General features: G+C 37.9%; 7 protein-coding genes. 1 reads left to right on the forward strand and 6 read right to left on the reverse strand.

The genetic code is table 11. From position 1 onward, the window contains the following. The first annotated feature begins 155 nt into the window (after positions 1-155). Entirely contained in the window at positions 156-1,559 is a 1,404-nt protein-coding gene (locus tag KIM67_RS09160; RefSeq protein ID WP_371815716.1) for a sugar MFS transporter, read from the forward strand. A 53-nt stretch (positions 1,560-1,612) separates the two neighbouring features. Here KIM67_RS09160 and KIM67_RS09165 read toward each other — a convergent pair whose 3' ends face one another. The 6 genes from KIM67_RS09165 to KIM67_RS09190 form a co-directional block, all read right to left on the reverse strand. Beyond that, the gene (locus KIM67_RS09165) at positions 1,613-3,901 is read right to left on the reverse strand and encodes a GH92 family glycosyl hydrolase (protein ID WP_213831035.1); all 2,289 of its coding nucleotides are present in this window, start codon (positions 3,899-3,901) and stop codon (positions 1,613-1,615) included. A gap of 192 nt (positions 3,902-4,093) precedes the next feature. Next, entirely contained in the window at positions 4,094-5,197 is a 1,104-nt protein-coding gene (locus KIM67_RS09170; protein ID WP_213831036.1) for an AraC family transcriptional regulator, read from the reverse strand. A 116-nt stretch (positions 5,198-5,313) separates the two neighbouring features. Next, the gene (locus KIM67_RS09175; protein WP_213831037.1) at positions 5,314-6,852 is read right to left on the reverse strand and encodes an arylsulfatase; all 1,539 of its coding nucleotides are present in this window, start codon (positions 6,850-6,852) and stop codon (positions 5,314-5,316) included. Positions 6,853-6,890: 38 nt separating this feature from the next. Then, entirely contained in the window at positions 6,891-8,537 is a 1,647-nt protein-coding gene (locus KIM67_RS09180; protein WP_213831038.1) for a sulfatase-like hydrolase/transferase, read from the reverse strand. A 101-nt stretch (positions 8,538-8,638) separates the two neighbouring features. Further along, a complete protein-coding gene (locus KIM67_RS09185) occupies positions 8,639-10,225 on the reverse strand; it encodes a hypothetical protein (RefSeq protein WP_213831039.1) in 1,587 nt (528 codons plus the stop codon). After that, entirely contained in the window at positions 10,218-12,152 is a 1,935-nt protein-coding gene (locus tag KIM67_RS09190) for an ADP-ribosylglycohydrolase family protein (RefSeq protein ID WP_213831040.1), read from the reverse strand. Before KIM67_RS09190 ends, KIM67_RS09185 begins: the two co-directional genes overlap by 8 nt. Between the last annotated feature and the right edge of the window lie 61 nt (positions 12,153-12,213).

Genomic DNA, 12,213 nt, shown 5'->3' on the forward strand with positions numbered 1-12,213 from the left:
TGAAAAGTTTAAGTAATCATTGACCAATTCAAAAATCTTGAAATATGGTGTTCAATAACTTCTATTTCGCAAATTGAAATACAAGTAAATATCAGATGGCATACATTGAATTTTTATAAAAAGTGCTTTTACTCAAAGTAATTTTCCAAGATATAATGACACAAAAAAATCATAGCACCAGTTTATTCATCTTGACCATTCTATTCTTTCTATGGGGATTTTTGACATGCATGAACGATATTCTAATTCCCTATTTGAAGGAAATTTTCGTCTTGAAATATTGGCAGGCCATGTTGATTCAGTTCTGTTTTTTTGGGGCCTATTTTATAGGATCGTTGACCTATTTCTTGATTTCCTTAAAAAAAGGAGACCCTATCAATAGAATTGGCTATAAAAATGGAATCATCATAGGCCTAGCTGTTTCTGGATTGGGATGTTTTATGTTTTATCCCGCGGCTGAGTTTGCAATTTATGGCTTGTTCCTATCAGCTCTGTTCATCTTAGGACTTGGTTTTACGCTGTTGCAGATTGTGGCAAATCCATATGTATCGATTTTGGGCAGACCAGAAACTGCTTCATCACGTCTAAATATGTCACAGGCCTTTAATTCTTTGGGAACTACGATTGCGCCAATTTTTGGAGGTTACCTCATCTATGAATTTTTCTTTATTGAAGGTGCTGAGGGTGATTCAGCCAAAATACCCTACGTCATCTTTGGGGCTGTTTTTATATTTCTTGCTATTGTATTCAGGTTTGTTAAGCTACCTAGATTCAAGAATGAGGATGAAATCGTTAAAGGTATTGGCGCATTGCGTTTTCCCAACTTGTCCATGGGAACAATAGCAATATTCACCTATGTCGGTGCCGAAGTCGCAATTGGAAGTTTTTTGATAAATTTCATTGGACTTGAAAGCATTATGGGACTGGACGAATCTGTGGGGAAAAATTTTCTGGCCTATTATTGGGGTGGTACTATGATAGGTCGTTTTTCGGGGGCGCTATCACTCAGCAGTCTGGATAAATTTAAAAAATACACGTTCATGATTGTTTTGACAGCCCTTTCTTTCACTTTAATCTTTGCCATATCTGGAATTGAATTTAACACGGTGTTACCCTATATTGGTATAGTTGGCTTGAATTTTTTAGTATTCTTGGTAGGAAAAAGTATCCCATCTAGAACCTTGGGACTATTCGCTGTTATGAGTGCAGGCTTGGTGCTATTTACGATAATGGGCACGGGCAGTGCAGCAATGTGGGCACTTATAGGAGTTGGTATCTTTAATTCGATAATGTGGTCGAACATTTTCACTATAGCAATCAAAGGCCTTGGAAAGTATACCAGTCAGGGTTCTTCGTTACTTGTAATGGCAATTCTTGGGGCTGCCCTAGTTCCATTGATTCAAGGAATAATGGCTGACACCTTCGGCTTACAGTTTTCATTCTTTGTGCCTTTTGTATGTTATCTGTATATCATCTTTTACGGCTTTTATAGCCCTAGGTTAACCAAGACAGATGAGTCTCTTGAAGAAGTAGAGCCTAAGAATGTATTACAGGACTAAGTGCTTATTACAGGAATACAAAATGTTTTACGTTGGTAAGTAGAATACATTGTTTAGTCTTCTTGAGACGATTCGCTGTTCTCAGTCTCAATAATCAATAGCTTGTTATCTGAGGTCAATGGTTCATGACGTACCTTGTAATCGACGTCTTTGTCGCCCAAGCGCATTGACTTGATAATACCATCAACAGGACCTTGGCGCTCAATAACAATTTGATTTCCCTTGTAGAAATCATTGTTCAATGCTATTTCAATCTTATCAAATACAGGGGCAGTGACCATATATTCTGGATTGCCTGGGGTGTGGGGATAAAGTCCCATCATGGCAAAGACCGCCCAGGAAGACATTGCACCAGCATCGTCATTACCAGGAAGCCCGTTGGGAGCATTTGGAAAATGTTCTTTTAGAAGACCGTGAACCGTGTGGGCAGTTTTCCAATTCTTTTCTTTCGTCAGATTATAGAAAAACGGAAATCCAAAACCTGGTTCGTTGGTCATGTCGAAGTACTCTTTGTCAAAAATGGTGTTTAAGCTTTTTAAGAATTGTTCTTCCCCCATCCTATTTTTCAGCGTATCGATCCCGTGGGGTATTGAAAACAGGTATTGCCATGCGCTGCCTTCCACAAATCCCGGGCCACCGCGTAGACCAAAATTCATTCTATCCCATAATTCTTGAGTAGGATCAAACGGTTCATACCAGCTACCGTCTTTATTCTTTGGTTGAAGCAAACCGATTTCATCATTATATAAGGACATAAAGGATTTTGATCGTTTCAGGTATTTTATGTAATCTTCTTCGTTGCCCATTAATTTGGCTATTTGGGCTATATTGTAATCCGATAAATTAAACTCCATGGTATTGGACACTGCTCCCCAAACTATCCCATTGTCCCATTGAAAATTTTCTACATCACTGAATTCACCATCCATAGTGATATAGCCGTACAAGTTATAATCCTTTATTCCCCGTCTATTGAGATTTCCTTCTTCATAATTGGCACTTTTGGTAATAGCTTCGTAAGCTTTCTGCACATTAAAACCCTTAATTCCCTTGGTGTACGAGTCACCGATTACGATTGGCGAAGGGTCGCCCACCATTAAGTAAGGCTCAAAATTGAAGATAGGCCATTTGGGAAGCCATCCAGATTCATCATAGATATCCAGCATGTTCTTTACAAATACTTCCTGTTTTTCTGGATAAACCAAGGTCAACAATGGATGTGTAGTCCTATATGTGTCCCAAAATGAAAAACCTGTGTACCTTGTGTATGGTGATTTCCCGATTTCGGTAGTCCCCATTTTCACATATTCCCCATTACAATCACTATATGTCATGGGCATCAAAAGGCTGTGATAAAGAGCGGTGTAAAATACAATCTTGTCATCATCAGAATTACCCGTCACCTTAATTCTACCCAATTCTTTTTCCCATTCTTCCTGGGCCTCTTCTTTGACCTTTTCAAAGTCATAACCAGTTTGCTCCTTAATTAGGTTTTGTGCAGCATTGGTAGTAGATACATAAGATACACCAACCTTAATGTACAGTTCGGCAGGTTTGGTATTATTAAAAACATAGACAATTCCACTAGGTTGATCATCTAAATCTTGATTGAATCTGGTATCTGATTTGTTATTGTACTTTAAATAGGTTGAGTCCGCATTTTTATTTAGGTGCGTACTAAAAAAAACAGCACTTCTATTGGCAGATCCACAGAAATTTCCCTCTAGCTGGTATCCGCTCGCAGTACTATCCGTGTAATTTTCGACGACACCTCCTTTTACGTGCGCTTGTTGTGCAGTAAGGTCTAAATATACCTTTGTACTTCCTTTTGGCAATTCCAATTTGATGAGAGATGACCTTTTAGTGGTGGTAGCGTGCAATACAATAGATTCCTCATCTAATTTTACACTGTAATATCCTGGTTGGGCTATTTGATTGGAGAATGTTGAACCCTTATACCCTGATGGTAAATCGCGTGTAAAGAATTTAAAAGGTATACTTCCCGCAGCAGGACATCCAACACCAGAGAAATTCACATTGCTAAATCCAAAGATTTTTTTCTCCTCATGACGATATCCACTTGGTGATTGCATTTTGGTAAAGTCAAAGGACTGTGGGCTTACGGATACCATTCCCCAAGGACGAACAGCACCTGGATGGACATTACCTATAAAGTGCCTTGTCCCATTCCCTTCAGTACCAATAAAAGGATTAACGTAGGATGTATATTTAAAATTGGTGCCGTGATTATCAAGCTTATTCTTTGAAGGCCCTTTGCAACTTAAAACAAAAACAAACTGCACTAATATAAAGCAAAAAAAGCCATATCTAAATCTTCTCATCCAGCACCTTACTTTGATTAAAAAAAGAAATTTAAAATTAGGGTGCTTAGCAATACTGCTATTTTGAAAAATAAGAGACAATATAATTCACTTAAAATCACTTTAAGTTCTATACTAAATTCTTGGAGGCAAATCTTAATGCAACATTTACATATTTCAACATGTGTTCAGTTATCAAAACATACACACCCTTTATAGTGTCGATGATGTTTCTAAATGCTTCTTTTTATATTGTTTTGGTGTAAGTCCTGTTAGTTTTTTAAAATTCACATAAAATACCGACTCAGAACGAAATCCACTGTCCACCGCTATGGCAAAAATCGTAAGGTCTTTATGGTCTTCACTTTCCAATAATCTTTTTGCTTCGTCTATTCGTTTTTCATTGATATACGAACTAAAGGATTTTCCCAAATGATCATTAAGGACAATCGAAAGTATATAGGATTGGACCTCCAACGTATCCGCTAATTTTTGTTCGTTCAATTCAGTATCTAAATGAATCTTATCCTCTACTATCAATTTGTTCAGTTTATCAATATAGACTTGACCATCTGGAACCTTTGAGGTATTCTTTGATTTAAAAATTGGAAGACCCGATAGTATTTTAGGATATTTGAAAAAGAAATATATTGTTATAAATATGATAGAACACGTAAAAATGATATAATTGAGCTCTACTAGTTTTTGGATAGTATTCCTAACGGGAGAACCCAAATCAAAATTGGGAACGATCAATAAAAAGTAGCATAGATTTAGGAATGTAATATACGTTAGCACTCCTAAAAAATAAGTCAACATTCTGGGCCACCAGAGAATCGCTTTCTTTTTGATAACATCTTTTTGTTCTTGAATGATATTCCATCCTTTTAGGAAAAGAAACGATTTCCATATAAGAATAGTCGTGAGTACCACTTTATGGTATAATGAACCTACGTAATTGTAGAAACTAAAATCAGTCCTTATAAAAGCACTCAGCACCAAAACTACCCCTGCAAGTATGGGAACGTACAAATACTTTTTGTCCTTTTTGCCGATACCACAACCCACAACTGCTTTTATGTAGAGGAATAATAGCGTAGGCAACAAAAGATCTAAAAAATCTGGTACAACCAACAATCTAGGAAATTGAAATTTCCAGTCCTGATAGCGTAAAAGGTATTGAAGCAATATGTTCAGTGAAGTGACAAAAAATATTAGGGAAAGTATATAATTATTTCGGGCCTTTTTAACAATAGGTATGAATATGCCTACTATCAGACTCTGAACACATCCCCAAATAAAAAAAATTACTGCCATTCCTTATTGAAAATTAATCAAGTATAACTATCATTCGAATTTAATTTAATAATAAGAATGAAACCATCCATTACCAATAAATACCTTTAGAAATCGTCAAACTTCAGTTTAAAAGATTAATTCTTGCCTTCTTTCGAAAATTCTTCTAAAGTTTTTACTAGCTCCATGTAACTTTCATCCGTGTCTTTAAAAATATTATTGGTTTCCGAAATATCCGTATTTAGATTAAAAAGTTGAAAGGGTTCTTCATTGAATGAAGGAATCCTATTAAAAGGTATCGTAAACCCACCTGAACCCAAACCAGCAATAAGTTTTAGAGAATCTTTTCGAATGGCAAAAAAGCCCCTTGAAGAGTGATGAATCAAAAAATCTCTTTCTTCCAATTCCTGTTTTTTATCTTTTAAAATTGGCAATATACTAACGCTGTCCTCACCCTCGTTTTCCCCAAGGGTCGCTCCTGTTAAATCGGCAAGTGTTGCCATTAAATCATTTAGCAATATTGGTGTATCCGACTTTGAATTCGCAGGTATCCGATTTTTCCAACTTGCAATGAACGGAATTCTATGACCACCTTCATAGATATCGGCCTTTTGTCCTCTGTAGATAAAATTTCCATCGTGTTCGTAACTGGGGTCTATGTAGGCTTTTTGAAATGTGCCATTATCACTTGTAAATATAAAAAGTGTGTTCCCTGCCAAACCTTGTGACCTCAACGTATTGGAAATGGTATTGACCACCTCATCGACCATATGGATAAAATCCCCATAAGTCCCAGCTCTACTGGTTCCCTTGAATTTTTCCAAAGGCAACAACGGACTATGGGGTGCGGTCAAGGGAAAATATAGAAAGAAAGGCCGCTCCTTGTTCTCCGTTATAAAGTCTACAGCTTTCTCCGTCAATTTTGGCAAGACCTCGGCATGCCTAAAATCAGTTGCCGCCAAACCGGCATGCCATTGCGTTAGGCTATCTCTTTCTATTAAAAATTCCTTTTCTACCGATTTCATTGGAAGACCTTGAATGGTCTGGTTTTCTATGTAGCAATAAGGTCGCATGTCCAAAGATGCCGGAACTCCAAAAAAATAATCAAATCCCACCGAGGTCGGTCCATCCTCAATTGGCTTTGCAAAATCAATGGCATCGCCAGGATATTGAGCTGGATGAAGGTTTTTATTTTCCCAAGGTACTTCCTTGCCTTCTTTAACGGGCCATGTCATACCAAGATGCCATTTTCCAATACATGCTGTTTTATAACCATTAGCTTTTAATAACGAAGCTACCGTTGTTCTGGTTGAATCAATCAATGGTGGTGAGTATCCCCAAGTTACCCCGCGCTTCAGCCGGGTTCGCCATGCGTATCTACCTGTGAGTATACTGTATCGACTTGGAGTACAAACAGAAGAAGAGCTATGGGCATCCGAAAAACTCATTCCCGAAATTATCAAAGAATCCAAGGTTGGCGTATTGACCTTGGCGTCGGGATTAAGGCCGCTTATGTCGCCATACCCCATATCATCGGCCAAAATATACACAATATTGGGCTTTATTAACCTATCTGACGGATTCTGATCTGATAATTTTCTTTCTTTCTCTTTACAAGAAATAGTAGTCAGCATGGCAAACACAAATACCCCAAAGAAAATATTTTTAAAATTCATTGACCTTTGTTTTTAATTAAAGAGTTCGTGATAGAGCTTTAGTTTGAAGGAATCTCATGTAAAATTGGTTCACTTTCTTCATAACCATAGCGCACCGTTTTGATTTCAATTTTTTGAAGAGCTGTTTTTGAAACGGGCCCATCATAAATAAGCCATCTTTTTGTATCATTTGTCCTGTAGGCTATAGTTGCTCCATCTGTTTCACATTCCAGTAAAATACTATCATTCTTAAAAATTATCTTTCCTACTTCGGTTTTTGGTTGCACGCCACCTGGCCACATTTGCTCAGCCTGTTCTACTTCTGGAACATCCTTTAAATCCCCATAGGTGTTTTGCCAATCTTCCAAGGCATTTCCAAAACGCTCCAGCTCTTTGATATAGTTAGGATTTGAAGCCAAATTCTTCAGTTCGAATGGGTCCTCGTTCAAGTTATAAAGTTCTTCACTTGGTTTTGGTTCATTTAACCAATAGGATTGATCTTGATTTAACTTACCCAATTTTTCCATACGTTTGATTTCCACCATCAAAGGCATCTGGTTCAGGAAAGTAATCTCTTGTGAATAGGGTACTTCCGGAGTGAAATTTTTTATGTACTTGTAATTTTTATCCCTAACTGCTCTTCTAATATCGTACCTATTGTCCATACGATCTCGGGCCGCATACACATAATTTCTAGGGGTCTGCACCAATTCGGTGACCATGGACTTGCCCTGAATCCATTGTGGAACTTCGATACCTGCGAGTTCGAGTACGGTAGGCGCCAAATCAACAAAACTATACAGATTTTTATCCCTTGAAGGTTGTTCCCTATTTTTGGGAAGATACTTTTTAGGGTAATGAACTATCAAAGGAACCTTTATGCCACTATCATAAATCCATCTTTTGCTTCTGGGCAGGCAATCTCCATGATCGCTCATGAACATAACTATAGTATTCTCCAAAAGACCATCTTCCTTCAAATTATTTAATACCTCTCCTATTTGAACATCCATCCTGCTTACGTTATCGTACAACCGTGCTATATGGCTACGACTGGTATGGGTATCGGGTAAAAAAGGCGGTACCACTACAGCCTCGGGATTCACGCTATTTTCCTCATTAAAAGTTGGTCGCTTACGGACATCTGGAGTCAAATTTGGTCTTTTGATTTCAAACTCATCAAAAAAGCGATTTTTGGTACTATCTGGCCAAATATTGATTTCGTGGGTAATCTCAAAGGTGTAGTAGATAAAGAAAGGGCGTTCCTTATCCGCTTCGGATCTGTTTCGCCATGATGGATATGCCGATACTTCGTCCCAAATGGTAAATGGCTCCCCAAACTGATAGTCCAACTTTTTATAGGAAGCGGTCCAATATCCATTCTTTCTGAGAATTTCAGGAAACGCTTTTACCTCAGGTGGCGGTACAGCATTGTACTTGGGAAAACCAGGGATGTCAATGACCCCGGATTTTTGCCGCATATGTTGCGTTCCAATGCTTGTAGGATACATGCCCGATATCATCGAAGAGCGACTGGGAGCGCACACACCAGAAACTGTAAAGGCATTTTCATACACAATACCATTTTTTGTCAATTGGTCTATATTCGGTGTATGGGCCAAACTGTCTCCATATGCAGCAAATCTTGGACTAAGATCCTCTGCCACCAACCAAATAATATTGGGGCGATTTTCTACAGAATCCATTTCTTTAGTTGTCTTCGTATTTTTAGGATTGCATGCCAGAAAAACTAACACAAATGTTGAGATTATTGAAGTGTATCGTAGTCTATATTTCATTGGGTCAACTATTGAAATTTTATTACAGCTATGGAATGTGGAGGCAATTTGATGGTATCTACAAAATCTACCGTATCCATTAGAATGTTTTTCAAGCCTATTACTGGTTCTGAGGGGTTGGAAGAATAAATGTTCATCCTTCCCTTGGAATCGGGACTAGAGACAAACTCAACTTTCTGCTCGATAAAATCATAGTTTACGATGATAGCAGTTTCTACTTCATTTTTCCTGAATATATACCCTTTCAAAGAATTAGATTGTTCTCCCCTATCATCGGTCATAGTGGTAACGGCATCAAAATCCAAAACAGCTCCCTCTACCTTATCCTCCATCGCATCACCAAATAATTTTGTTATCATACCGCCTGCGGATAACGTATAGGGTATTGATTTTACACTTTTGGATTTTAGATGTTGATAGTTAAGCGAATCGGTATGCACCATTCCAAAAAGTGTTCCTGTTAGGTTGTGCATGTGGGCCAATTCAACCTCAGTTTCCAGAAATTTAAAAAGGTATTTGGACAAAATCAAAGCTTGTGCCCAGCTATGTAGCACGACAGAATTATCGTCCCTGATATTAAATTCAGTGATCCACAGATCCATGTCATCGGGCACATAAAAATCGTCTATTTTTTTTAGGTTTTTTGTAGCGATTGTAAACATATTGCTGTACGCCTGTTTGTCCTGAAGGAGCTCCAGTTCCCACTGTTGTCTTTCATCAATCCCTTTTGGGCCTGTCCTAGTGGCAGTTTGGGATGCTCCCAACCCTTCTTTGCCAGGGGCAATCTTTTTCCGCTCCAAACGTCCGTCCAGACCAGAAGGTGAGTACATATGCAGTACAATTGCATCAGCATTAGTGCATTTTTCCAAGACCCTTTTATTCCAATCTACTTGTCGGGGGTGTCTCGTCATGTAACTACCAACTACAGCAAAGGAAGCTTTCGGGAACTCCTTTTTCAAGGTTGCTATCCAAGTTTGACAGGTTTCGCCGTAAGATTCTGGGGTTGGATATCTTAAAAGCGGAAAAGGAATATTGAAATATAGTTCGTTGCCCATTTCAATATACTTAATGGGAATTCCTAAAGATTCGGCTTTTTTTAAATTTCTGACACTATGTTCCAAATCTTTGCTCAGCATATTCAACATAAAAACTGGAACTATCCCTGTTTGTTGATACATTTTTGCCAGACCCTCAATAGTGTATCGGTCGGGGCTCTCCGTATGATTGTTCTCGACCACCCATTTTATCATTAAACTATCGGGGACATTTCTATCAATGGCGCCTATATCCCAATCCCAATAATTACCGATGGTACCACCAGGATACCGCAATGTTTTTATTTGCGTCTGCCTAGTGATTCCAATTAAATCTTTATTGGCCCAAGGATCATTAAAACTGATAAGATTTGCATTTGCCCCAAGGAGATTTTCTTGAATAGGTTTCCATTTACCAATATTTGCTTTGGCAGCTTTTTCTTGCGATGTTTCAGATTTACAGCTATAAAACAGTGTGAAAACAGTACAAAAAAAGAAAATCTTCAAGTCAGTTTCAATTATTTTTTTTTGAAAAACGTGTAAAATACTTTTGTCAATCATGATGCAAATCTTGTATGTTAAACAACAATTCCGTATCCCATTGCGATTGATGGGGATGCTTTTCTTTATGCTCTTTTAAGCCTATATTGACCAAAAAATCATCGTTGATAAAATCAAATCGAAGCAATAGCCCATTAGTTCCTTTATTTAGTTGGAGCTCAACAGCTTCTGTTCCTGGCCATCTTCGCTTGGACGTACCCGTTGCATGAAGTTTTTTGCTATTTAGCCATACGGTACAATAATTACTATGACCAAGACATAGCCATTTTTTCGTATTTTCTGAAGATTCAATCTGGGTGTACAAATAGAGTGTCCGTTCGCCCTTTCCATAAAAGTAATCTCCCAAATCTATTTCCATGGATTTAGGAAAAATAAGCTTACATCCATACGGAACTTTTTTAAAATCGTCCGATTCTAAAATACTATCAATAGCTTCTTGATTTATAAATTCGGTAGTCGGTCGTTGGGCATCGTGATTCATATAAGTTACCGAAGGTAATGAGCTCATACCGTGATCAGGATATTTTTCATCCATAGGTATTAAACTGGAATCATCCTCAATAAAGGGTCCTAGCAATAGCCACTTACCATAGTTGGGCATCCCTTTTTCAAAAATTCTTTTTTCCGTTCCTGAATCAACCTCTATAGTATATGTAAGGCTTGGTTTGGTCGGAAAAGCATCAATTTTACAAACAAGTCTTACATCTATACATTCTATTTGACCAGCTGATACAGTTATTTTCTCAGAAAAATTTTCAAAAAACTCTGATTTTATATGAATTTCAAGCAAAAGTAACGAGTCCTTAAAATTTTCAATGGTCAGCGTCAACAATCCCAGTTTATGTAATCTTAGGCGGGGATATTCCTTAACGCTACTATGAAGTGCATATTCCTTTAATGGGATTTTGGTTGTCGATTTGCCAATAGGAAAGTCTAAAATTTCAAAATCTGGATTCAAATCAAGAAAAGGCTTTGCTGCACTACAGGTGAGGCCCGTGAGTTGGGTTATCGTGCTGGGACAATTGATTCCTGTTATTTCAGGACTTACAAGAATCTCGTCCCCCACCCTGTTTTTCCAAGTTTCGGGTAATGCTTCAAACCCCGTTATAACACCCATTAAAGCACCAGCTGTAGCTATGACACAATCACTATCATGTCCATAGTGCAATGCCGTATTCAAGTTGTCTAAATTTCCTTCAGAATTTAATAAAGAAAGAATGGTGAATCCGGTATTCATAGGTGCCGATGTAAAATCGGCATCACCATATAGACTCTTTATTTTCTTGGAAGCTATAGTGGCACCGTATTCACGATTCCAAAAGATTACCGCACGAATTAAGCGAGCGCAAAGTCCTTGTTTTGGTATAAATTCCAGCGCTCTGGTCAAAATAGTGAACATATCATCTTCTACAAAAGCGATTGCGGTACATGCAGATAGATATTGTTCCGCTTCTACCGAAAACCCTTCATGGTCGAGTGTTGAGTCCATCTTTGCATAAAATGCAGCCTTTTCTGGGTTTGCCGCACATAACATTCCCCATATCTCACTGCGTATGGGCGAACCCATGCTATGCTTCCAGTAATCGTTATTGTGCGAACCAGAATCAGGATTGTCCAGACCAAGACGTATATTCCTTGTGGCTATTCCATATTCGTTCCAAGGAAAAGCGACATGATTTATCCAATGCTCCTTAAAATCACTTTCTCTTACCTGTGCCCCTTTTTTAAGGACCATATCCAACCATAATAATTGCAGATCAAGGTCATCGTTGGCAAAATTGCTTTCAAAAAGCGTGTCGTTTAATTCGATGGAATTAAATTTTTTATACCCTTCAATTGGAGCACCAAGAATTCCCCCAGCACACTTACCTACCCAACCACCTCTTATTTTGTCTATATAGTTGGCATATTCCAATGTTTTTTTCATTTAAACCTTTAGTTCTTTGAGTTTTATTTTTTGACTTTACAATAAAACTTATCCTTTTATT

Origin of the sequence: Flagellimonas sp. 389, from assembly GCF_018449435.1 — a bacterium.
GTDB lineage: Bacteria > Bacteroidota > Bacteroidia > Flavobacteriales > Flavobacteriaceae > Flagellimonas.

What these genes read in the sequence shown, in the direction of transcription:
- KIM67_RS09160 (WP_371815716.1), top strand. Translation starts at nt 156, where the DNA reads ATGACACAAAAAAATCATAGCACCAGTTTATTCATCTTGACCATTCTA.
- KIM67_RS09165 (WP_213831035.1), bottom strand. Translation starts at nt 3,901, where the DNA reads ATGAGAAGATTTAGATATGGCTTTTTTTGCTTTATATTAGTGCAGTTT.
- KIM67_RS09180 (WP_213831038.1), bottom strand. Translation starts at nt 8,537, where the DNA reads ATGGATTCTGTAGAAAATCGCCCCAATATTATTTGGTTGGTGGCAGAG.
- KIM67_RS09190 (WP_213831040.1), bottom strand. Translation starts at nt 12,152, where the DNA reads ATGAAAAAAACATTGGAATATGCCAACTATATAGACAAAATAAGAGGT.
- KIM67_RS09185 (WP_213831039.1), bottom strand. Translation starts at nt 10,225, where the DNA reads ATGATTGACAAAAGTATTTTACACGTTTTTCAAAAAAAAATAATTGAA.
- KIM67_RS09175 (WP_213831037.1), bottom strand. Translation starts at nt 6,852, where the DNA reads ATGAATTTTAAAAATATTTTCTTTGGGGTATTTGTGTTTGCCATGCTG.
- KIM67_RS09170 (WP_213831036.1), bottom strand. Translation starts at nt 5,197, where the DNA reads ATGGCAGTAATTTTTTTTATTTGGGGATGTGTTCAGAGTCTGATAGTA.